The following is a 21,554-nucleotide window of genomic DNA, read 5'->3' as shown; positions in this document are numbered from 1 at the left end:
GCGACTACGCTATATTATTTGCTCTTAGAAATCAAATTTCATTCAGGTAAGTTACTCTTTAGAAAAGTTTTTTAAAGGAATAATGATTTACTTATCTTTTTTGTTAATGGTTATTTCGAGGTTTTTACACTCACCCGCAAACCATTTTTGTACGTATATAGTCCCAACAATAGGCGGCATACCTTCTTTGGGGATTTCTTTGTAGCGAATGCTATTTTTATTCTCTTTTTCAAATTCAAACTTAACAATAGTGTCTGACATACTTGTGCTCTCTGTAGTTTAGGCTTTAGTTGAGGTTTTAGTTTAGGCTTTTTTTGGGGCAATTTGCTTACTGCATTTACCGTTTTAGTCGGCATAAGCACATGCTGATTTGATTTTAATAGAATGTAACTGCTTAATAAATATCACCGAGTAATTCTACTTGGGTTAAATAAATACGTAAATCCAATTCCAGTTGGTGATATTCAGGTAGCATATATTCACACAATTGATAAAACGCTTTATTGTGATCTTTCTCTTTAATATGTGCTAACTCATGGACAGCAATCATATTCAGAAAAGCCTCGGGTGATTTTTTGAATAAGCTGCCAATACGAATTTCATTTTTGCTTTTTAGTTTATTGCCTTGAACGCGTGATACATAAGTATGCAAGCCAAGTGCATTATTTATAATGTGAATTTTATCATCATATTTTATTTGGCTAATGGGCGGTGACTTTTTTAAATATTGATTTTTTAGCGCCATAATATGAACGCGCAAGGCTTTATCACTCGTTATACTGTGGGTTGTAGGGTATTTGTTCAGTAAATACTTCGCCAGTGACTTTTTTTCAAGCATGGCTTGTACTTGCTCTTGTATTTTAGGTGAGTAGCTTGCAAGGTATTTTAAGTGAGAGTGCATGTTATTATTGGGCTTTTATATTGGTAATAGGGCGTTTACGTATTGCCGTTTGTCTGTGCGTTTTTAAGCAAAGTTAAGCAATTAAGCAGTATACGTGATTTTAATATCGCTGTTAATTTGTTAAAGTGCGCATTATAAATAACACCTTGATAATAGCTTCAAGTGTTACTCACTTTATAACCTGGATAAATGCGCAATGAACCCAATTATACAAATTTTAAAAGAATTAAATGTTAGTGATGAAAAAATTAACGAATTATTTAATGCCTTAACTGAAAACCCTATGATGGCGATGGCGTTTATTGCACAGTTAGGTTTACCGCCTGAAAAACTACAAGAAATTATGAGCTTAGTGATGGCTGATCCTGGCTTAATTGAAGAAGCTGTTAATGAGCTAGGTTTAGATTTCTCTAAAGTAGAAGCGGCAAAAGCTAAGCTTAAAGAAGGTAATGCTTAATGAGCAGTACTATTTCAACAGAGCACTCGCTAGCGTCATTACTTGACGCATTAACAGCGCAAGCTAACTCACCTCAAGAAGATATCGTTAGTTTTGAGCAAGTTATGCAAGTGATTGCTCAAAACTACCACTATTCGCCGGTGACGTTTACTAACGGCACATTACTTAATGAAGCAGGTACTAATGAAGGCTCATGTAAAATATTTGCCTTTGCTCAACTGAATCAATTAACTGAGCCGCAAACACTGGCTTGTTTTGGTCGTTTTTATCGTGAAGATGTTTTAGCGCATCCACAAGGTGAAGATCACGGCAATATTCGTAACTTCATCAAAACGGGTTGGGCTGGTATCAACTTTAATGCTGTAGCGTTAACGGCACTGTAATTAGTCAATAACAACTAGTTAAACTAGCCTAGCGTTACTGTTAAAGAACGCTAGGTTAAGGTTTTATACGGTACTTTATAGTTGTGAATTCTTTCGTTGTTAACTTTATCGTCGGAGGCTAAGTGCTATAAGGCTTATACATTAGTGCCACTGTACTAGCGCTAATGTATAGTAGCTCATATCTGACTGGTATTTTTTAGTATAGATTCTGACTTAATAGTACTCTCGATAAAGCCGGTAGCTAGCCAATTGCGGACATAAAGCCTTTACAAATTCAGGATCATATTTAGGGAATATACTAACCGAAAGTTTTGGTAAATGAGTAGTTTGTTCGGCTTGAACCCCATATTTGCACAAGTTCACGATAGATTGTCAATGAATACTTACATTAAGTAATGCATCATATGGCTTAATAAAGTCAAGATAATGAGATTGCTTTTAGCAGAGAAGTGTGAGCAAATAGCAGAAATATAACGTTTGATCTTTCTATGTTACTCACAGTCGAAGAAGACTACCAGTGCCGATGACGAAGTAAAGAGGCAAATCAAATAACCTTTTGATAAATATATTTATTACATATCGTCCGTTATCGTATTATCAATGTCATTAATTTAATTATTAACAATAGGTTACCCTATTGTTAACCTGTCTGTGAGTTCAAAACATATATGTCGATAACTTAACCGACAGTTGCGATTTATGTAATTTAATAGGGAAATAAAAGATGAGATTTTTTTTGGGTTTATGTGTACTTTGTGTTTCGAGCTTATCTCATGCTTACCAAGCAAACTGCACTACTGATGATGGTAGAAATTTCAATATTTCCGTTAGCGATAAAGTGTTGACCGTAAACAGCAAGTATCGTCACCCTTATCAAGGTAAAACCTTCAAAGGATGGTATGAATATGCTAATTCAAAGTATACCTATAAAACGGGAACCTTCAAAGGTGATACATTTCCAATTGAAGTTATAAATAATAGAGGTCAAAGTGCAAGTGGTCAGTGTCGTTTTAGATAAAGCGTTATAAAATATAAATAATAAAGGATAGAAGTAATGTTGATGATGATTATCATAGGGATCGTGATAGGTTTTATTCTTGGTCTTGTTACTGCGATATATGGTAAGTCAAGTGTTGGTGCAAATATAATAAGTATAATAGCTATTATATTTGTTCTTGTTTCAGCGGGATCAGGAGGGGTATTTGCCGGTATGGCTGTTGGCGAAATATTATTAGGTTTTTTTGTAGCTAATAGCATATTTGGTGATGGTGATTCATCTAAATAGATATCAACCTGTAATAATTAAAACAATACGTTATTTTTAGTGGTAAAGTTGACTTATCGGTCAGCTTGTTTTTGAATGAATAATGAGAGAATTAAATGGACAGGTAGTCGAATCCATTAAACCACGTCACTTAAGTGTAGCTGAGTATTTAAGTTAGCTAATCTACGCCTGTCCCTCTTTTTTATGCCTCATAATGATCGCTTTAGTTATTTACGATATCCCTTCTTATAACAGTAGTCTGATAACCATTCACCACGTCCAGCTTTTGATGCACAAGAATGACCCGCGGGTTCACGTTCATCAGGCATACACTCAGATGTAGGATTATCCCCCCTAGCGTACTGTATGGCACAATATGCCTCAAGAGTTAACCCTTCATGACCATAACCTTGCTCATTACCCGTAGCAAATGTTTTACGCTGAGTAGGAGCAATATAAGTTTTAGTTATAGGTGCTGATACTTCAACTACTGTAGCAGGTTTAATTGGATCAGGACTAACAGCTATCCACACCCAAAATGCTATAAATGCAACAATGAATAAGGTATTAATTACAGTTTGTACGGTGGTAACTTCTTTATTTTTATTACTCATGGTATTTCTCACTTATTTAATTGATCTTAATTTACTTCTGACTCCGAATAGACATTTAGCATAATGGAGTGGCTAACTAATCTTGGTCACAGTTTTGTATTCTAAACAGATCAATAAGTTATTTATGTTAATGTCTGTGAAGGGTGTATTTACTGCCTGTTAAGCACTGAGCAATACCTTAAAACGACACAGGTGTTAATGTCCGCTCGTATCTTTGTTAACATTGAGCTAGTGAGCATTATAAGCTTCTTCAGCTAGCCAAAAGCTGATATTAAGTATTTGCAAAGTCATGATGATATTCAGGGAAATACTAACCGAAAATTTTTGCTCGTTTGGTCTATTATTTATCGCTACTTATTAATGATATACCCGTGAATAAAAATCCAAGGGCTATCAATGCTGCAAATCCTGAGCCTGCAAACCAATATCCAGTCCAACCAAATACAGCAATGGCTACACAGATAATACCTAAAATCTTCTTTGTAAATTTGTGTACTTTGGTATTTTCTTTCCAAGTGATTTTGTTGTGATTATATACATCGCGATTAATAGTGCTAATGGAAGTATCGAATGAACGATCCTCTATAACTTTATCTTCTTCAATTTTAAATTTGCGTACTTTGGTATTTTCTTTCCGAGTAATTTTGTTGTGACTATATACATTGCGATTAATAGTGCTAATGGAAGTATCGAATGAACGATCCTCTAAAAATTTATCTTTAATACTACCAGAGATTTCATTTTTGTTGTAAAGTTGACATGCAATAGCAAGTGGTGTTCGGTTTAACTTTTTGGCAATTATTGTAATGCTTACATCAGCTTTATACATATCAACCATTTGATTACGGTCATGATCAGACCATTTTGAACCTGGGCCACTGTTTTTTCCACTCGATGCTTTTGAACGCGAGCGCATCGATGGCGCGTCATCCATTAAGCCACCATGTTCCTCAGTATAGCCCCCTTCATACATGTCATCAGCCCAGCCCATAGTATATCCTTTTTATGTCCATTAAAGATGCCTTAAGTACCTGTAATATAATACATAAACCTGTTATACTCAACGCGTTTTAAATTATCCAATGTAACATGTTCATCCGAAGACTATGATTCGTTTTAATAAAAGGTGAGCTCGGTAATACAATTAAAACAAGTTGACTTACCTTATTTTAATAAATATTAAATAGTTCGAAATAATACTCACAAGAATGTCCGCTATCGTATCTTTGCTGACCTCATCAACTGTACGATTAGAGCAAACCCAAAATCGAAAAGAGTCAGATCAGATATGAGCTACTACAGCTAATTTTGTACAGCTAATGTATCGCTTTTATGGTATTAATTCATTAAAGCGTACTAAAGCTTCAAGTGGCAAATTATGCGGCAAATATGGTATAACATTACTCTAATTTTTTACTGCAATTTACTGCGGCCAACTTATATAACCTCCTTATGAATATCGACTTTTCAGATTGTAGTGCTAGCCAGCGCTATCACTTAATGACGCAAACAATTATTCCAAGACCTATCGCTTGGGCATTAACAAGCTCAAGCAACGCTAATGCTGATCCTAATAGCCTGAATTTAGCACCTTTTTCATACTTTACAGCGGTATCAAGTGATCCTGCTTTGTTAATGCTATCGTTAGGAAAAAAGCCCAACGGAGAAAGTAAAGATACGTTAACCAATGTATTAAAAAATAAAAAAATGGTGATACATATTGCAGGTGAAAACTTGGCAGATATAGTCACACAAACCGCTGCCTCATTAGCACATGATGAATCTGAATTAGCGACTATACCTGAAGGAGTACTCAATACGGTGCCATTTGAAGGATTTGCATTACCGCGTATAGCGCAATGCGACATTGCTTATGGTTGTGAATTATATGAAATAAAAGAAATAGGTGAGGTAGCGCAAACGCTTATTTTTGTCGAAATTAAACAACTGTATGTCAGCGCTAAAGTAACTACGGTCAATGATGGACGTATTAAAATAGCTGCGGATAGCGTGAACCCGTTAGCACGACTAGGAGCGAGTGAGTATTCTGGTATTACCGCGCCGTTTAAAAAAACAAGACCTGCATAGCACCATAGTGTAATGCCTTGTTAGTTATCGCATCATGCAATAGATAAAAGCGGTTAAAATATGTATATAAACTCCAAGTGGCGAATTTTAACAGTAGGTGATGGCGATTTGTCGTTTTCGGCTTCACTGGTTAAACACCATAAACCACGCGCTTTAACCGCAACGGTTTTTGATACGCGTAGTACGCTAATCGCGAAATACGGCAGCGATGAACATTATCAGCAATTACTCAAAAATGGGGCTAATGTCTTAACCAGTTTTGATGTTACTGAGCCCAGTACATGGCAAAATATAATATTGCAGCAGTTTGATTTAGTTATTTTTCAGTTTCCGTTAATACCCGGTTTTAGCTCGAAACAAGACTATATAAAGCAATGTGAGCATTTTAGTATAAATACATTAAACCGCCGTTTACTGAGAATATATTTGCAGCATTGTTTTAAGTATTTCTTGGCTGATAATGGCGCTAAACTCGCTTATATTTCATCAAAAGATGTAAAACCCTACCGCCAGTGGAATATTGAACATTCTTTAACAATGAATTTACCGGTAATGTATTTAGGTAAAATGGCTTTTAATATTACTGAATTTCCTGGGTATCGTATCCGTAATGTCGATCGCGATAAACACGTTAAAGATACGCAAGGTTTTACCTATGTTTACAGTGACAACCAAACATTACCAGCAGAAGATATTCAATTAGCCACGTTTGTTGATGATAAGGTATTCAGCAAGCTAGCATTATTGAATAATGATAATCACTGTGCGATCTGTCGCACAGGATTGTTGCTCAATGAGCTTGATAAAAAGCTTCATTTTTCGAGTAAAAAACACTTACAGATGCAGCAATATGAGCAGCAATGGCATTACTACTTATCACAAGAGTCGCTTTAACGTACTTTTAAAGCGACTACTTATAAATACAACCTAGCTACTCGTTAGTTTAGCTTTCATTGAATTAAAGCCAAGGTGTGCAAACACTAATAAAGCTCCTAATAAAAAGCCGACCACTAAATCAATAAATAATGGCGTAATAGCGCTTAATATGCCGCCAATTACACTCACTTGGGCTGCAAGACTTGTTGTAGCCTCAATAATATGGTGCAAAGACTCAACACCATGAGTAATAAGTGAGCCGCCAACAAGCCACATGGCGATAGTGCCAGCAATGGCTAAAAACTTCATCAATTTAGGGGCGAAGCCTATCATAGCGTAACCTAAGCCACGCTTGAACTTAGCCCACAAACTTGCTGATTTATCTTGAATGAGCAATAAGCCACCATCATCAATTTTTACAATACCAGCGACTAAGCCGTAAACGCCAACGGTCATCAAAATAGCAATAAAAATAAGGACTGATATTTGAGTGGCAATTGGCTGCGTGGTAATAGTACCTAGTGCAATAATAATAATTTCAGCCGACAGAATGAAATCGGTACGAATTGCACCGCTGATTTTGTCTTTTTCATAGGCTTTAATATCAACGCTAGGATCGTTAAGCGCATTAAGTAAGTCGGCTTTATGTTGTGACTGTTCAGCTTTGTGAGCATAGGCGTGCCATACTTTTTCAAAGCCTTCATAGCAAAGGTAAGCACCGCCAATCATTAATAGCGGCATAATAACAACAGGCAGAAAATAACTTAATAATAAGGCGATTGGCACTAATATGGCCTTGTTTAGCATCGACCCTTTAAAAACAGCCCAAACAACAGGTAACTCTCGGTCTGCTTTTAAACCGCCTGATAACTGTTCAGCATTAACGGCTAAATCATCGCCTAATACACCTGCTGTTTTTTTTGCGGCAACTTTCGATAATACCGCCACATCATCGAGCAGCATGGCAATATCATCGAGTAAGGTTAGTAAACTTGCACCAGCCATTATTTTCCTTAAATTTATCGTATGAGAGTAAGCTAATGAAGTCACTATATTGAGCTTATTTTCATTGTGCAATGGCTTTTATATTCATTGCCTTACTTTTCAGTTAGCTGAGTGATAAAAGCTTTTGCGCGGTAGCTTAAAATTAAGCTCACAAAAAATAACCATAGTCCTGAGCTACTTCCGCCTTCAGTGTATATGACTTCAGTCACGTAAGGTTGATCAAAATCTGCGCTTTCAAGCGGTAATGCGTACAGTGCATTGTTATCATCAGCACTATAGCTGCTAACTAATTGATGGCTATTGGCGTGATATAGGTCAATTAAAATATCGATACTACCACTGGGGTAGCCTTGTTCAAGTTGTGCAAACACTTCATATTCATCGGCTGAAGTGTCACTGTAAATAGTAAAAATATCAGTTGAGTGAAAATGGCTCCACGCGCCACCGTTGTAACTTAAATAAAGTTCGGCATAAACATCGGTCTGTGGTGTTTGGCTATTAGCATAATAAGGATAAAAATCAGCATCAAAGACAATGCTAAAGCTTTGATAGTAACCATCGCCGTCAATATCCTCTAGTAAGTAACTAAAAGCATCATAAATACTGAAGTTTTCAGGATAAATTACGGTGTGTCTTGCAACTCCAGGCGCATCCGTATAACTTTTGGTTAATAAGGCTTGCTGCGCGTTAACGCTATTGTTTACAAGGTTTTGTGATATTAGTGCTTGATGTTCTTCTCGTGTTATTCCTGCCGGTATAACTAAGGAGCTTTGACGTTTTTCGGTGCTGTTTTCTGGTGATTCATTTTTATTTTTTAACCAGTGTTTAAAGCGGTTTTTTCTCGCTTCATCGGTATTACCGCTTTCTGTTGAACGATTAACAGCACTTCGAGTATCTTTATCAACAACACTATTAGTAACGCTGTTACTAACATTTACTTTTTGACTCATGGCACTAATTTTTATCACCGAGTTCGTTGCAGGATCTGCTGTTGTATTGTTAATTGCGTGTGCTATTTGCATTGAACCAATAAACAGACTGATGCTAAGTAAGCCTACTTTTTTTAATTGTAAGGCTTTTAACGATAAGGCTTTAACTTGAGGCGCTAGTAATTTATTGATTGGTGTTAATATTAAGCTTTTCATAGATATACCCCTGATAACTGTTCTAAATAAATGAAACACAGTGTTTATGTAATGTATGTTTACTAAATGTGTTTACTAAGTCTGTTGTTAGTTAAGCAAGGTTAAACTGAATGCATCCTGAACAAGGCGCTGAGCCTTATTAAATCAGGTTTACAATCTGTTCAGCTATTATTCAGCGAAGCTTTTGTAGTCTTGGTAGTTTCATGACAGAGGTTTCTTTAACTCAGGTGATCTTTTACACTAGCGTGATGTAGTTACTTTATTAAGTTATTTTATTAAGTTACTTATATCGATTGAGTTTATTTTCAGTGTAGGGGCGTTTATATGAAGTTAGTATCTTTTTTCCATGTTGTATTTATTGCGACTTTTTTGTTTTTTTCTGCGCCTAGTTCCGCTTTTTATCAACAAGGGGGGAAAAGTAGTAAACCAGCAATTAGCTCGCAACAGGCCGCACAAATTGTTAAAGGACGCTTTGGCGGTAAAGTATTAAAAGTAACACGCAGTAAATCATCAAACAATCCTGTTTATCGTGTAAAAATAGTGAAGGGCGATGGCCATATTATTACGGTAATAGTCGATGGTAATACTGGGAAAATTAAAGGGCAGTAGCATATGCGATTATTATTAGTTGAAGATGATTTAACTTTACAAGAGAATTTAAGGCTAAGCTTGGTCGCCGCGGGGTATTCGGTTGATGTTTCCTGTGATGGTGAAGATGGTTTATTTCAAGGTAGCGAGTATGATTATGATGCCGCAATTATTGATGTCGGCTTGCCTATTATCGATGGTATTAGTGTTATTACCCAGCTAAGAGCGCAAGATATAACATACCCTGTCATTATTTTAACGGCCCGAGATCATTGGCAAGATAAAGTTTCAGGGCTTGATGCTGGCGCAGATGACTATTTAACTAAACCTTTTCAAGAACAAGAACTACTCGCGCGACTCAACGCCTTAATACGCCGCTCTGCAGGAAAAGCGAGTCCCATTATTAATAACGGGTTTCTTTCTATAAATACCGCCAGTTTAGCTGTGCTTGCTGATAATCAACCAGTGAGTTTAAGTAGCTCTGAATATCGTTTGTTAGAATACATGATGATGCACATTGGTGTGGTTAAATCAAAAACTGAATTAACTGAGCATATTTATGATCAAGGCTTTGACTTAGACTCGAATGTGATTGAAGTATTTATTCGCCGTTTACGTAAAAAACTTGACCCTGAGGGTAAACATCAATTTATTGAAACCCACCGCGGTGCTGGTTACTTACTTAAAGTGATGAGTGATTAAGTAACACATGATGCACTTATTTCAGCGCCACCTAAGTAAACTTCCGCAAGTAAACTCATTAAAATTTAGATTAATGTTAAGTGCGAGTTTACTTATTTTATTGGTGCTGCCCGTTATTGGTTTTACTTTAAGTAATGCCTTTGAGCAACAACTCGCTAATGCAATAAAAAAAGAATTAAGTGCCTATAGTTACAGTATTTTAGCAGTGGCAGAAGTTGATAATAGCCAGTTACTCATGCCTGAGCAGTTACTTGAAAATCAGTTTAATGTGGTTGAGTCGGGTTTGTATGCTGAAATTACGGCGATTACGCCGACAACCTTAAACGAGCAAAGCTTATGGCAGTCATACTCTTTGCTGAGTTTGCCGCCGCTCAGTAATTTGCCTAGCCCTAAGGTGGGACAACGGGAGTTTTCTCAAATACATATTGCTGGCCAAGCACATTTTGCTTTTAGCTACAGCGTCAGTTTTAGTGATAGTTTTAGCGGCCATGGTAATGATGAATTTCCCGTAACTATTCACATCATGAAAGACTTACGTGATTTTGAGCAACTACTGCAACAGTTTCAACAACAATTGGCGTTATGGTTAATACTCTTAACAGCGTTACTACTTATAATACAAAGTGTTTGGTTACGCTGGACCTTAAAGCCTCTTCATGTTTTACAACATGAATTACAACAAGTAGAGCAAGGTAAAACAGAGCAGCTACAGCAAGCTTATCCGCAAGAGTTATTGCAAGTAACTAATCAACTCAATTTATTATTACAAACAGAGCAAAAGCAGCGTGTACGTTATCGCAATGCCTTATCGGATTTAGCTCATAGCTTGAAAACACCTTTGGCGGTGATTCACAGTGAAGGGCATTTAAGCAATAGTGCAATTGAGCAAATTAAGGTAATTAATCGCACTATTGAGCATCAACTTAAACGGGCACAAAGTGCGGGGGAGTCGTCATGGCATTTAGGCGTTAGTATTGCGCCTGTTGTCACTAAGTTACTTAATAGCCTAGCTAAAATTTACCGTGATAAAGCGATCGTTTTTCAGGTAAGTTATAACGGCATTAATGAGAAGGTGAATGTGCTGAGTGAAGAACAACAAAGCCAACATGCAGCGCAGATACAAACGCTGACTTTTAAAGGTGATGAAGCCGATTTACTTGAAATGTTAGGTAATTTACTCGATAACGCCTGTAAAGCGGCTAAAAAACGGGTTTCGTTGTCTGTAGATACGGTACAAAAAGTGGCTGAAAAACCAAAGCGTTTAGTTATCACTATTAGTGATGATGGTGAAGGGATTGATCAACTTATGCAGCAAGCCATTTTACAGCGTGGGGTAAGAGCTGATACATACCAACAAGGTCATGGTATAGGCTTAGCTATAGTGCGAGACTTAGTAGATAGTTATCAAGGAACTCTTGATATCAGTCATTGTGTTGAGTTAGGTGGAGCGCAGTTTAATTTAACTTTTATCGAGCAGTAAGTGAACTTACTTATTATTTGTTGGTTTACATAAGCCATAAACATAATCATCAACTAAGATGTTATTAATCAGTGTATTTTGTCGTAAACAACCTTCTCGAATAAAGCCATGCTTCTCTAATAAATTAAATGAATCGCTATTATTAATAGAGCAGGTTGCCACTAACTTATTTAAGTTGAGCGTATTATATGCATAACTCATAAGTAAACTCAGCGCTTCGCTAGCATATCCTTTGCCTTGAGCACTTGTTTTAATCATAAATCCTACTTCAGCAATTTTAGCGCTATGGTTAACTATTTTTAACCCGATACTGCCAAGCTTCTCACCCGAAAAAATGTCATTTATGCCTAAAGAAAGCCAATGATCACTTTGTAATGTCCACGGTTGTGATCTTTCAACAAAAGCCTCTGTTGCCGCTTGTTGTGTTAAGGGAGCATAAACATGTTTCATCATCTGCTTTGACATTGATATGTCGATAAATAATGGCATGTCAGAGACATCAAACAGTGATAATGCAATGCGTTGACCTGTGCTTAGTACTGTTAATTTTTGTTCAGCTATCATTCAGTCACTCCTTGATAGGGTATTGGTTACATTGTGATTCATCATTGTGTCCTTATAGCGACATGCTGACTTTTAAATTAGCAGAGAATACAAGATGAACAGAACTCAAGAGGCGATTATGAACGATAGACTTAAAAATCATATCAATAACTCGCGTGCTATGTGGTTACTTATACTGCTATTAAGCACGATTAACCTAGCATGGTCATCGGTGGCATATGCTAATAATAATACGATAAGTGTACAAGATAGCCAAGGCTACAGTGAAGCTGAGCTAGCGCAAATGCTTGCACCGATAGCACTTTACCCAGATAGTTTATTAACGCATATGTTAATTGCTGCCACTTACCCATTAGAGGTAGTACAAGCGCAGCGTTGGTTAATCAAACAAACTGAGCAGTTAGGCAGTTATTCGGCCACGGAAATACTTGATAATGCTGAGGATCAAGACTGGGACCCTAGCGTGAAAGCTTTGTTGCCTTTTGCGAATGTGTTAGAACGTTTAAATAGCGATCTTAATTGGACCGAGCAGCTTGGCGATGCTTTTTTGTTTGATGAGGAAGCCGTTTTACAAAGTATTCAAACGTTACGTAAGCAAGCGCAAGTCGCTGGTCATTTAGCGAATATGGAGAATATGCAAGTAAGCTATGACAACAGCGCTATTATTATTGAACCCAATAAACCTGAAATAATATACGTACCATATTATGATCCCCGCGTTGTTTATGGTCATTGGCGTTGGGGACATTATCCTCCTGTTTATTGGAATGCTCCTCATTACAGTAGCACTTATTACCATAATCGTTATCAGCCATTTTACTGGCACACCGGGGTACATGTTACTGCGCAATTATTTTTTGGTGCGGTACATTGGCAAAATAGACATGTGGTGATCATTAAGCCAAGTCGTCGCTATCACCATAAAAGCCATTATTATAATCGCACAAAAATTATTGCTAGCCATAGTGCTAAACGCTGGCAGCATAAACCGCACCACCGTCGAGGGGGAAGCTATAAATATAAAGGAGTGAATAAACCGTTTACTAAAAAGGTAAACCAGCAGCGCCGATATAAAAATCGCAATACCGCAGGCATAAAGTACCGCAATAACGATTATAAAAGTCAGTCAGTAAGAGGTTCGCATAATAGGCTAAAAACTAAAAAGGATAGTAAGGCTCGTCACGCTAGCTCAAATAAAAATAGCAGGGCTAAACGCGAGAGCAATTATGCTTATAAGCAGTCACAACCTCGAGCTAACCGAAAGCTCAATATCGCAAAAAAACATGTTGAGCAAAAACGAAGTGCTCCACGTAATAAAATAAGAGCCAATAAGGCTCATGAAACAAATATTAAGCATAATCAGTCGTTAGCAAAGCATACAAGTACTAAGAGTGCTAGGAGGAGCAATTATAGACAGACTAAATCGCAGCAGCCGAAAAAAACACGCCAAGCTCGCGTTAGTCACCAGAGTAAAGCAAATAAATCAAGGCAGGTAAGAGCAGAGCGATCTCATCATTAAGTGCTCATTAATCAACCTGAACTCGGCTTAACAAATGTTTCTCTAGCAGCTATTTTTCCTAACGTCTTCGTTAAATTTACTTGCAATAGGCCGACTTTTGACGCGGAATTTGCCTTGCTTATATATGAAAAGAAGAAAAACTATCAAGCTAGCGATTCAGAAAAGTAGTTTTTGCTGATATGTCAATTTGTTAAACATCTACTAAACCAAGTTCATGTTAATTAATTTTATGTTGGTTAAATCGTTTAAGAGACGATAAAGAGCGGTGGCGCATTTACCAGCGCTCTTTATATGTTTACGTTATTTAGGTAATGGCAGTGAAATATTGATGCTAACGCCATCAGGTTCAAAGTGGTTTTCAGCAGTGATATCCCCTTGATGAAAGTGACAAATTAAACGGGCAATATAAAGTCCTAGCCCTAAATGTGGCTGAGCTTGTTTACTTTGACTACGCACAGAAACCATAGAATCAAACAAACTTGTTAACATCGCTTTGGGTAAATGTACGCCATTATTACTAATACTAAGGTGAAGTTGTTGTGATTGCTGCTGCAAGGTAATGAGTACATTATTATCATTACTAAATTCAACGGCATTATTAATTACTTTATCAAGTAGCTGAACTATATGCTCAGGTGAGCCATAAAAAGTAATATCTTTTATATTGCTTTTTTGCTCAGGGTTAGTCATAGTTTTATTCATTAAGGTAAATTTTACTTCGGGGTAAATACCTTGATAACCCGAAATACAGCCTTTAATCAGCTGAGTAATATTAAACGATGATTTTTCGGTGTTTACTAATATTTGCTCTAATCGCGTCGCTTCACTCATATTTGTTAAAATAAGATTTAAGGTGTTTATACCCGTTTGTGCGCGTTCAATATAAGCATTTTTATGCTTGTTTTGGCTGTTTTGGGGATTTTGATTGTTTTCCTGTTCAAGCGCTAGTATTTCAAGAGATGTTTTAACAACGGCAATAGGCGTGCGTAATTCATGAGAAAGCCGCGCAGACATATTCTCTAAGTAATGATTGTATTGACTCAGTCGGTTAACTGCACGTGCAAAACTTCGCGATAAATCACCTATTTCATCATTAGTGCTAGCCGCCTGAACTGCGCCAGTAATACGGCCGTGTTCATCAATAGCTTGTTCTGCTTGGTTACTTAACCGACTAATACGAGATGATATGCGTGTGGCAAACAACGTAAATGTTAATGCCCCCAAAATCATAATTGCCAAAATAACACTGAATAGTTTTTCGAGCGCTAAATTACGTAGGGTTCTAATACCATTTGTTGTTTCTTCGACAATAACGGCACCCTTTACTTGGTTATCAATATAAATAGGGTAGGCGGCAGATAGCACTAAGGCTTGCTTATCAGTAGTTAAGCGCCATTGCGAGGTTGCTTGGCCCGTTAACGCGGTAATAATGTGATCGCCAGTTAAGTGCTGGGCATCATAAAGTTTATCAATAAAGTGGCTTGGCGGTTTGGTCAGTATTTTATAGTAAAGAGGCAGTAAAAATTTTTGTTGAACAGTTTGCCAAAGCCCATCATCGTTATGATTATTATCATTGATTGCACTGTTCTTTTGCCAAACTCCGCCCGCATTTAATAATGAACCTGCGCTGGCGAGTACGCGATGATGCTGATCAATAACCCAAATGCTTGAATGGCTATAACGCATTCCTTTAACAATGCGTTCAATTTCAGGAGAAGGTACTAAAATAGTACCTAATGTTGTTGTTTGTTTGGGGCTTGCTGAGCCGATACTCGCCGTTATTTCGCCATGTTTTTTATCAACATCATGTACCGCAAAGGCAATTTTGTCGCCAATATCATCTAGCGGAATTCTTAACTCAATATTGTACCCTTGAGCGGTGGTAAGCCACTGACCTTGGATTTTTGGTGCTGGTGTTATTGTTGCTGCGCTATTATCTACTGAGTTTGCAATATGAAAAGCACTAAGCCAGCCGTTTGACTTATTACTGATAATAAAGCGTTTGAAGTTGTTATTATTATCATCAAAAGCGAGCTCAATGTGATCGTTATTAACCACGCTAAGCGCATTAGTATCACGAAATATTACATGGTCATCTTTCACACTAAAAAATAAATATAAGTATTTATCATATTTGGCCACTGAGGCGCTAAAACTAACACTAATAGGGTTACTTTTAGGTAATACGGTAGAGGCTATTACTTCGCTCGTTTGTGTTGTGTTATTCAAGCGGTGCTGTGCATCATAATAATGAGCGCGATCTGAATAGTTTACCCAGTCTTTTTTTAAACCATCAAGTTGAATCGGCTCGTTAAATTGGTACCCATAAAGATCTTTTCCTTTTTCAACGCTAGGTAAAAAGCTGGCTTGATTATTAAATAAATTAGCGCGCTCGTGTAATGCCGTTGCTAAAGCCCTTGCGGTACCAACAATGGTTTGCTCTTGTCCAAAACGTAAGTATTTTTCCATTTCCCAAACATATTGATAACCAAACCAAGGAATGACAAATAAAAAGCTTGAAAGTAATAACAATTTAGCTTTTAAGCCAAAACGTAATGACGACTTTTTTACAGGGGTAGAGGAGACAATAGACACGTTAATTACTCTGCCAGCGATAACCCATACCGTAAACGGTTTCTATGCAGTCAAAGTTTTCATCAAAGAGCATAAACTTTTTTCTAATACGTTTTATGTGTGAAGTAATAGTGCTGTCATCAACAAATATTTTAGAGTCGGTCATTAATTGGCTGCGATTTTTAACATGTCCTGGGTGTTTTACTAGGGCGTGTACCAACCAAAACTCTGTAATGGTTAAGTCAATAGCTTGTTCTTGCCAAGAAATATGCATACGGGTGCTATCAACCATAAGTGGACCAACTTGCAGAATATTATCGTTATCTACTGGTTTTTTCATGGCATCTTGTCGGCGAAATAAAGCAGAAATACGTGCGGTTAAATGTGGCAGGCTAATGTCTTTAGTTAAATAGTCATCTGCGCCAATACGTAAGCCAGAAACAGTATCAAAGTCGTTATCACGTGCGGTTAAAAAAATAATAGGTAAGGTTGAAGATAAACTGCGCAATTGCTGACATAAGGTGAAGCCTCCGTCGTATTCATCTTCTAAGCCTATATCTAAAATAACTAAATGCGGTAAACGTAAACTGAAAGCATGTGTGGCGTCACTGCGGTTTACATAAGTTTGTACATGATAGCCCTGGCTACGTAATACATCGGCATAATTCTCCCTAATAGCGGCTTCATCTTCAACAATTGCAATGCTTTTTGACATGTATTCATTACCTTTTTTAATCTGCGGTCATTTTATTTAATCTGGCTACTCAAGACTATATCGAATAAATACGCACAAAGGGCTAAATATCGATAATTGCCATAATGTTGACACAATTGCTCGCTGCATTGCCATTGTTGCGTCACTTCTTTGGCTCGTTTGTGGAGTTTAATACAGTTATTGAGTTAACCACTAGCTCATTAACTTAACTAAGTATCTGATTGATAACTTGGTATTACGACACATTAGACTGTAAAGGATATAACAATGAATACATTAACCGTAAAAAAAACTGCAATTACTAGCGTTATCATCATGAGTTTATTAAGTACACCGTTAATGGCGAAAGAAACTATGATGAGCAGTGCTGTACAAACCCATGAAGAAAAAAGTAAGAATGAAAATATTGGTTTTGGCACAGGTGCATTAGTTGGTGCTATTGTTGCTGGCCCTCTAGGAGCCATTGTTGCTGGCGTTACCGGTATTTTTATTGCCAAGCATATTAATGCGACCGATGACGTTGAGGTTTTATCAACAGAGTTAGCCTCTGCTCAGGATCATATGAAAAAAAATCAAGATGAAATAGCCCAATATAAAATGCAATTAGCAGGGGCTCTGCAAAACTACCAACAAGATATTGAGTCAGTTAAAACACAATATCAGTTAGCCAATGATAGTGGTTTAAATGAACAATTATCACTTGAAAACTTACTAATGAGTTTACAGTTTTCAACTGGATCAAGTGAAATTTCAGCGCACTATCAAGAGCAGGTCTCGGCGGTAGCTCAAGTATTAAACGATACACCGCACCTTAGCATAACGTTATCGGGTTATACCGACTTAGCGGGTGAAGCGGATCATAATCAGCAATTATCACTTGCCCGAGTAGAATCAGTGCGATCATTATTAATGGCACAAGGTGTTAATGAGGATCAAATTACGATGCAGGCTTATGGCGAAACAGCGCCAGTGGCAGCAACAACAGAGCAAGAAGTTAATTTTTATGACCGAAGAGTTGTACTAAAACTTCATAGCTCTTTGAATCATATGGCAAAAAGGTAGATTTTTATACAGAATTAAATTCACTTTGGTTGAAAAATCAAAGTGAATTTTTGTGCTTTTATCCTTAATAATTATTTGTAGATATTATGATGTTTTTTATGGCGCGATTATTGCTTTTTATATTAATATGATTATATTAGCTCAGTAACGATCATGATTATTTGTAAATAAATGTGATCAGGTCGTTGAAATATTACACTAAGCTGTAGCGCCTATTTTTATTGGTTTTAACAAATAAAACTAGGTTAATAATATACTTAGATGATGTTTAACATAAAATTAACGCTTGTGTGTTTTATGTTCAAATGGTTTAATGGATCTTAAAATAATAAGAAGTTAAGGAGCGGTTATGGCACAGGTAGCAGTTCGACAATATGAAGAAGATGAGCCTTTACAAGATGTAGAAGCTGATCAACAAGCAGGGAAAACCACTGCGGAGGCTGAAATTAAAGACACTAATGATGGTGCTTCAGCCGATAAAAGTGAAGGCGAAGAAATTTATTACCACTACACGGTTGACACCAAAGATCCCGATCCTTGGCTTAAAACGCACCGTTATAAAATTTTAGCGGTTATTATGGCTATTGGTTTAGCTGTAGGGGGGAATTTTTTATATGGTGAGCATCAAAAAAATGTACTAACCGCTAGTTATGTTGCAGCGCCTAAAATAGATGATTTGTATTATCTTGATTTTCGTTTAATGCAAGATAATTTACGCCCAACAGAAAAATATCGTATGGCGAAGGTAAGTGACATTACAGGCAATGTAGTGACACTTAATTATAGTAGTTATTTTTATCCTCAAAAGCATGAGCTTAATGAAACTATTCGTTATGCACAGCTAAGATTTGAGAAGTTTTTCCAAGAAAAACGTAACAATTTTACCATTGCTGAATTACAAGGCATGATTGAATCTGGTGCTATCTTTTTAGTAAGACGCCCAGATGGCAATATGTTAGATGGTAACTTAGTTGTTCCAGATAAGCAGTTTGAAGCCACTTCAGTATTTATTCCGGGTAATAAAGAAAACTTAGCGGGTTTAGAGCATTTAAAATACGAAACAACAAAAGCATTAGCATTTGATGAGTTCAAAACTTCAGCTGATTTTGGCTATGCACCAGGTCAAGTTAATCTTGCTCAAATGTACTTAACTGGTACTGGCGTTGAAAAAGATGTGATTGAAGCGCTTGCATGGTTTAAAAAAGGATCTTTACAAGGTTACGAGCCTGCCATTTTGAAATACGGTATTGTTTGTGGGCAGGTTGAAAGCTGTACTATTGAAGATTTTTATCAAGAGCTCGTTAAAGCGGGTGTTAATATTGAATTTTCAAAAACAGCGGTAAATTAGCCTAACCAAACTATTTACACCTTATTATTTTTTTGAAGTGCTTAAATTTATTTAAGCACTTTTTTTTGTATTTTTGAAAGTGTTTTTGGCTGGATAGTTGTTGGATTAAGCTTACTCAATAACTTGCTTAAACGGCGGTAGTGAGCTGAGGAGCTGCTTACCATAGCGTTTGGTCACTACTCTTTTATCCATTAAAGTAATAACCCCTTCATCTAATTCATTTCTAAGTAATCGACCGCAGGCTTGAACAAGTTTTTTAGAGGTGTCAGGCACCGATAAGGTCATAAATGGATTACCGCCTTTAGCCGTAACATACTCTGCTTGTGCTTGCTCTACAGGCGAAGTAGGAACAGAAAAGGGCAGCTTAGTAATGATTAAGTTCGTTAAATACTTTCCGGGTAAATCTAGTCCTTCAGAGAAGCTTTGTGTTCCAAAAATAATACTGGTTTTGTTTTTATCGCAACGTTTTTTGTGCGCTTCTATAATGTGTTGTCGAGAATGTTCTCCTTGCGCCACAATGTCTAACTGATGTGTCTCTCTAATGGCTTCGGCAACTTTATTCATTTGCCAATATGATGAAAATAGTACTAAGCTCGCATCACCTTGTTTTAAATAGTGCGGAATTTTTTCAATGAGCTCATCGGTAAAGTCTTTGTTGTTAGGTTCGTTATCCATGTTAGCAATCAGCAACTTTGCATTATTTTGATAATCAAAAGGCGAGTTAACTTGTTGGTATTGGCTACCATCATCGTCTCTTAGGCCCGCCTGAAAACGAAAATGATCAAAGGAGTTTAATGCCATTAAAGTTGCTGAGCACAATACGGCACCTTCACATTGGCTCCATAACATATTCTCTAAAGTAAAGCCGACTTCAATAGGTGAAGCACTCAGTATATATTCTCCTTGCTTGGTCGGAGATTTTTCTAACCAACGTGCCATTGGCGCACCTTTATCACTATCGGTTTTGGCATACATTTGCCACAAAGCTTGAAAATTTTCAAGGCGTTGCAACATAAACCCTGCCTCTGCTAATAGAGGCTCAGCAAGATACATTTGTGTATCACCATCTTTAACCGACTCAACTAATGCACTGTAAAGCTTATTTAAATGACTTAATGATTTTTTACTGAGCTCTTTAATTTCTTCGGCCCAGTTTTTTAATTCTTTGGGAATAATACCGTCTTCAAAGCGATATATTTCTTCTTCTTTATTCGTTTTAGTGAGAAAAGTGTTTGCGGTAGTAGCATAATCACTCTCTTTACTGGGAAAGTAGCCTATAGCATTACTATTAATAAAACTAAGCACGTGTTGCATCTCAGTTAATATATCTTGAATGTCATCACTAAGCTTTAACGCAGGAGATATTGCTCGTTGAGACTTGATTAAAGCTGACATTTTATCGCCTGTTTCGCGGCATTTTGTTAGCCACTCAATGGCGCCTTTAACGGTAATACTTGCGCTTGAAAAATCACGTGTTACTTTGGGTAAATGGTGGGCTTCATCAATAATATAAAAGGTTTCATCGGGAGGTGATAATATACGCCCGCCACCAAGCTCTAAATCAGCTAAAAGTAAGCTATGATTTACCACAAGCACATTTGCTTGCTCCATGGTTTCTCGGGCTTTATGAAAAGGACAATGACTATGGTCTGCCATACTTTTTAAGCAGCTGTGTTTGTCACTTTGTACTTGCTGCCATACCGACAAAGGCAGTGTTTCTTGCCATGAGTCTATATCTCCTAACCAGCTACCATCAGTTAGCGCTTTATGCATAGCATTTAGAGTTCTGATGTCGCTTGCTTTAGGTTTTTCAGCAAAGGTAAATCCTGCTTGCGGAGAGTCACTATTATGGCTAATTGCTTGAGTAAGTTTTTGTCTACAAACGTAACGCTGTCGGCCCTTAGCTAAGGTAAAGGTGAAATCTAATCCGGCATGACTTTTTAAAAAGGGTAAGTCTTTATCTACTAATTGCTCTTGCAGTGCCACCGTTGCGGTCGATATACATACTTTTTTATCTTTCGCCAACGCAAGAGGAATTGCGCCTAAACTGTAAGCCAACGACTTACCCGTTCCGGTACCTGCTTCAATGGTAATTATTTTACGTTCTTTGGAGTATTCTCCGGCTAAGGTTTTTGCAATTTCCGCAATAAGAAACGTTTGCTGCTTTCTTGGGTTGAAGTTTGTTAAGTTTTCACCAATGGCTTTATAAGCTTGACGAATGCCTTGTTTTAATGAATCAGTTAACATTATTGCGTAGTTTCCAAAGAGA

General features: G+C 37.1%; 22 protein-coding genes. 12 read left to right on the top strand and 10 right to left on the bottom strand.

The annotated features are described in order from the left end of the window. Nucleotides 1-87: 87 nt before the first annotated feature. Both ABD005_RS11690 and ABD005_RS11685 read right to left on the bottom strand, forming a co-directional pair. Complete coding sequence (locus ABD005_RS11690; protein WP_215979245.1) at nucleotides 88-261, bottom strand: hypothetical protein; 174 nt, start codon at nucleotides 259-261, stop codon at nucleotides 88-90. A gap of 133 nt (nucleotides 262-394) precedes the next feature. Then, entirely contained in the window at nucleotides 395-901 is a 507-nt protein-coding gene (locus ABD005_RS11685; RefSeq protein WP_343817567.1) for a YgjP-like metallopeptidase domain-containing protein, read from the bottom strand. A 196-nt stretch (nucleotides 902-1,097) separates the two neighbouring features. On the opposite strand from ABD005_RS11685, the gene ABD005_RS11680 reads away from it, so the two are divergent. From ABD005_RS11680 to ABD005_RS11665, 4 genes are all read left to right on the top strand, one after another. Further along, a complete protein-coding gene (locus tag ABD005_RS11680; protein WP_215979243.1) occupies nucleotides 1,098-1,358 on the top strand; it encodes a DUF2999 family protein in 261 nt (86 codons plus the stop codon). After that, nucleotides 1,358-1,741 carry a HopJ type III effector protein gene (locus tag ABD005_RS11675; protein WP_343817565.1) on the top strand — a complete coding sequence of 128 codons (384 nt, stop codon included), beginning with the start codon at nucleotides 1,358-1,360 and terminating at the stop codon, nucleotides 1,739-1,741. The genes ABD005_RS11680 and ABD005_RS11675 overlap by 1 nt, the downstream gene beginning before the upstream one ends. A gap of 724 nt (nucleotides 1,742-2,465) precedes the next feature. Then, nucleotides 2,466-2,759, top strand: coding sequence for a hypothetical protein (locus ABD005_RS11670; protein WP_343817563.1), 294 nt, complete (start codon nucleotides 2,466-2,468; stop codon nucleotides 2,757-2,759). Nucleotides 2,760-2,795: 36 nt separating this feature from the next. Then, a complete protein-coding gene (locus ABD005_RS11665) occupies nucleotides 2,796-3,026 on the top strand; it encodes a hypothetical protein (protein WP_343817561.1) in 231 nt (76 codons plus the stop codon). A gap of 206 nt (nucleotides 3,027-3,232) precedes the next feature. Here the strand turns inward: ABD005_RS11665 and ABD005_RS11660 are convergent, their stop codons facing one another. Continuing rightward, nucleotides 3,233-3,619 (bottom strand): hypothetical protein, encoded by a 387-nt coding sequence (locus ABD005_RS11660; RefSeq protein ID WP_343817559.1) that lies wholly within the window; start codon nucleotides 3,617-3,619, stop codon nucleotides 3,233-3,235. Nucleotides 3,620-3,959: 340 nt separating this feature from the next. Then, nucleotides 3,960-4,610 carry a hypothetical protein gene (locus ABD005_RS11655; RefSeq protein ID WP_343817556.1) on the bottom strand — a complete coding sequence of 217 codons (651 nt, stop codon included), beginning with the start codon at nucleotides 4,608-4,610 and terminating at the stop codon, nucleotides 3,960-3,962. 461 nt (nucleotides 4,611-5,071) lie between these two features. On the opposite strand from ABD005_RS11655, the gene ABD005_RS11650 reads away from it, so the two are divergent. Then, nucleotides 5,072-5,707 carry a flavin reductase family protein gene (locus ABD005_RS11650; protein WP_343817554.1) on the top strand — a complete coding sequence of 212 codons (636 nt, stop codon included), beginning with the start codon at nucleotides 5,072-5,074 and terminating at the stop codon, nucleotides 5,705-5,707. Between the two features lie 60 nt (nucleotides 5,708-5,767). Next, nucleotides 5,768-6,601, top strand: coding sequence for a class I SAM-dependent methyltransferase (locus tag ABD005_RS11645; RefSeq protein WP_343817552.1), 834 nt, complete (start codon nucleotides 5,768-5,770; stop codon nucleotides 6,599-6,601). 33 nt (nucleotides 6,602-6,634) lie between these two features. Here ABD005_RS11645 and ABD005_RS11640 read toward each other — a convergent pair whose 3' ends face one another. Then, on the bottom strand, nucleotides 6,635-7,588 hold the full coding sequence (locus ABD005_RS11640) for a DUF808 domain-containing protein (RefSeq protein ID WP_343817550.1): 954 nt from the start codon (nucleotides 7,586-7,588) through the stop codon (nucleotides 6,635-6,637). A 92-nt stretch (nucleotides 7,589-7,680) separates the two neighbouring features. Continuing rightward, nucleotides 7,681-8,733: a choice-of-anchor H family protein gene (locus tag ABD005_RS11635; protein ID WP_343817548.1), complete on the bottom strand. Its 1,053-nt coding sequence runs from the start codon at nucleotides 8,731-8,733 to the stop codon at nucleotides 7,681-7,683. Between the two features lie 324 nt (nucleotides 8,734-9,057). Between ABD005_RS11635 and ABD005_RS11630 the strand changes: the two genes are divergently transcribed. The 3 genes from ABD005_RS11630 to ABD005_RS11620 are packed head-to-tail and all read left to right on the top strand — an operon-like array spanning nucleotide 9,058 to nucleotide 11,503. Next, nucleotides 9,058-9,342, top strand: a complete 285-nt coding sequence (locus ABD005_RS11630) for a PepSY domain-containing protein (RefSeq protein ID WP_343817546.1) — start codon at nucleotides 9,058-9,060, stop codon at nucleotides 9,340-9,342. Between the two features lie 3 nt (nucleotides 9,343-9,345). Next, nucleotides 9,346-10,023, top strand: a complete 678-nt coding sequence (locus ABD005_RS11625; RefSeq protein WP_215979234.1) for a response regulator transcription factor — start codon at nucleotides 9,346-9,348, stop codon at nucleotides 10,021-10,023. Nucleotides 10,024-10,030: 7 nt separating this feature from the next. Further along, nucleotides 10,031-11,503 (top strand): ATP-binding protein, encoded by a 1,473-nt coding sequence (locus ABD005_RS11620; RefSeq protein ID WP_343817544.1) that lies wholly within the window; start codon nucleotides 10,031-10,033, stop codon nucleotides 11,501-11,503. Between the two features lie 6 nt (nucleotides 11,504-11,509). Here the strand turns inward: ABD005_RS11620 and ABD005_RS11615 are convergent, their stop codons facing one another. Next, the gene (locus ABD005_RS11615) at nucleotides 11,510-12,067 is read right to left on the bottom strand and encodes a GNAT family N-acetyltransferase (protein WP_343817542.1); all 558 of its coding nucleotides are present in this window, start codon (nucleotides 12,065-12,067) and stop codon (nucleotides 11,510-11,512) included. A gap of 94 nt (nucleotides 12,068-12,161) precedes the next feature. On the opposite strand from ABD005_RS11615, the gene ABD005_RS11610 reads away from it, so the two are divergent. Then, complete coding sequence (locus ABD005_RS11610; RefSeq protein ID WP_343817540.1) at nucleotides 12,162-13,586, top strand: DUF3300 domain-containing protein; 1,425 nt, start codon at nucleotides 12,162-12,164, stop codon at nucleotides 13,584-13,586. Nucleotides 13,587-13,886: 300 nt separating this feature from the next. Here the strand turns inward: ABD005_RS11610 and pdsS are convergent, their stop codons facing one another. Beyond that, entirely contained in the window at nucleotides 13,887-16,181 is a 2,295-nt protein-coding gene (gene pdsS, locus ABD005_RS11605) for a proteobacterial dedicated sortase system histidine kinase (protein WP_343817538.1), read from the bottom strand. A gap of 1 nt (nucleotide 16,182) precedes the next feature. Further along, complete coding sequence (gene pdsR, locus ABD005_RS11600; protein WP_343817536.1) at nucleotides 16,183-16,875, bottom strand: proteobacterial dedicated sortase system response regulator; 693 nt, start codon at nucleotides 16,873-16,875, stop codon at nucleotides 16,183-16,185. Nucleotides 16,876-17,142: 267 nt separating this feature from the next. Between pdsR and pdsO the strand changes: the two genes are divergently transcribed. Further along, complete coding sequence (pdsO, locus tag ABD005_RS11595) at nucleotides 17,143-17,937, top strand: sortase-associated OmpA-like protein PdsO (protein ID WP_343817534.1); 795 nt, start codon at nucleotides 17,143-17,145, stop codon at nucleotides 17,935-17,937. A 349-nt stretch (nucleotides 17,938-18,286) separates the two neighbouring features. Further along, complete coding sequence (locus ABD005_RS11590) at nucleotides 18,287-19,285, top strand: tetratricopeptide repeat protein (RefSeq protein WP_343817532.1); 999 nt, start codon at nucleotides 18,287-18,289, stop codon at nucleotides 19,283-19,285. A gap of 111 nt (nucleotides 19,286-19,396) precedes the next feature. On the opposite strand, the gene dinG is transcribed toward ABD005_RS11590, so the two are convergent. Beyond that, complete coding sequence (dinG, locus tag ABD005_RS11585) at nucleotides 19,397-21,532, bottom strand: ATP-dependent DNA helicase DinG (RefSeq protein WP_343817530.1); 2,136 nt, start codon at nucleotides 21,530-21,532, stop codon at nucleotides 19,397-19,399. Nucleotides 21,533-21,554: the final 22 nt, after the last annotated feature.

The sequence above is a fragment of the Colwellia asteriadis genome (assembly GCF_039523295.1).
GTDB classification, from domain to species: Bacteria; Pseudomonadota; Gammaproteobacteria; order Enterobacterales; family Alteromonadaceae; genus Colwellia; species Colwellia asteriadis.
This window is presented reverse-complemented; position numbering and strand designations above follow the sequence as displayed.

Excerpts from the sequence above, each read along its gene's own strand:
- pdsO (WP_343817534.1), top strand. The coding sequence starts at position 17,143 with ATGAATACATTAACCGTAAAAAAAACTGCAATTACTAGCGTTATCATC.
- ABD005_RS11690 (WP_215979245.1), bottom strand. The coding sequence starts at position 261 with ATGTCAGACACTATTGTTAAGTTTGAATTTGAAAAAGAGAATAAAAAT.
- pdsR (WP_343817536.1), bottom strand. The coding sequence starts at position 16,875 with ATGTCAAAAAGCATTGCAATTGTTGAAGATGAAGCCGCTATTAGGGAG.
- ABD005_RS11625 (WP_215979234.1), top strand. The coding sequence starts at position 9,346 with ATGCGATTATTATTAGTTGAAGATGATTTAACTTTACAAGAGAATTTA.
- ABD005_RS11660 (WP_343817559.1), bottom strand. The coding sequence starts at position 3,619 with ATGAGTAATAAAAATAAAGAAGTTACCACCGTACAAACTGTAATTAAT.
- dinG (WP_343817530.1), bottom strand. The coding sequence starts at position 21,532 with ATGTTAACTGATTCATTAAAACAAGGCATTCGTCAAGCTTATAAAGCC.
- ABD005_RS11630 (WP_343817546.1), top strand. The coding sequence starts at position 9,058 with ATGAAGTTAGTATCTTTTTTCCATGTTGTATTTATTGCGACTTTTTTG.
- ABD005_RS11685 (WP_343817567.1), bottom strand. The coding sequence starts at position 901 with ATGCACTCTCACTTAAAATACCTTGCAAGCTACTCACCTAAAATACAA.
- ABD005_RS11640 (WP_343817550.1), bottom strand. The coding sequence starts at position 7,588 with ATGGCTGGTGCAAGTTTACTAACCTTACTCGATGATATTGCCATGCTG.
- ABD005_RS11645 (WP_343817552.1), top strand. The coding sequence starts at position 5,768 with ATGTATATAAACTCCAAGTGGCGAATTTTAACAGTAGGTGATGGCGAT.
- ABD005_RS11680 (WP_215979243.1), top strand. The coding sequence starts at position 1,098 with ATGAACCCAATTATACAAATTTTAAAAGAATTAAATGTTAGTGATGAA.
- ABD005_RS11635 (WP_343817548.1), bottom strand. The coding sequence starts at position 8,733 with ATGAAAAGCTTAATATTAACACCAATCAATAAATTACTAGCGCCTCAA.
- ABD005_RS11675 (WP_343817565.1), top strand. The coding sequence starts at position 1,358 with ATGAGCAGTACTATTTCAACAGAGCACTCGCTAGCGTCATTACTTGAC.
- ABD005_RS11590 (WP_343817532.1), top strand. The coding sequence starts at position 18,287 with ATGGCACAGGTAGCAGTTCGACAATATGAAGAAGATGAGCCTTTACAA.
- ABD005_RS11650 (WP_343817554.1), top strand. The coding sequence starts at position 5,072 with ATGAATATCGACTTTTCAGATTGTAGTGCTAGCCAGCGCTATCACTTA.
- ABD005_RS11620 (WP_343817544.1), top strand. The coding sequence starts at position 10,031 with ATGATGCACTTATTTCAGCGCCACCTAAGTAAACTTCCGCAAGTAAAC.
- ABD005_RS11655 (WP_343817556.1), bottom strand. The coding sequence starts at position 4,610 with ATGGGCTGGGCTGATGACATGTATGAAGGGGGCTATACTGAGGAACAT.
- ABD005_RS11610 (WP_343817540.1), top strand. The coding sequence starts at position 12,162 with ATGAACAGAACTCAAGAGGCGATTATGAACGATAGACTTAAAAATCAT.
- ABD005_RS11670 (WP_343817563.1), top strand. The coding sequence starts at position 2,466 with ATGAGATTTTTTTTGGGTTTATGTGTACTTTGTGTTTCGAGCTTATCT.
- ABD005_RS11615 (WP_343817542.1), bottom strand. The coding sequence starts at position 12,067 with ATGATAGCTGAACAAAAATTAACAGTACTAAGCACAGGTCAACGCATT.
- ABD005_RS11665 (WP_343817561.1), top strand. The coding sequence starts at position 2,796 with ATGTTGATGATGATTATCATAGGGATCGTGATAGGTTTTATTCTTGGT.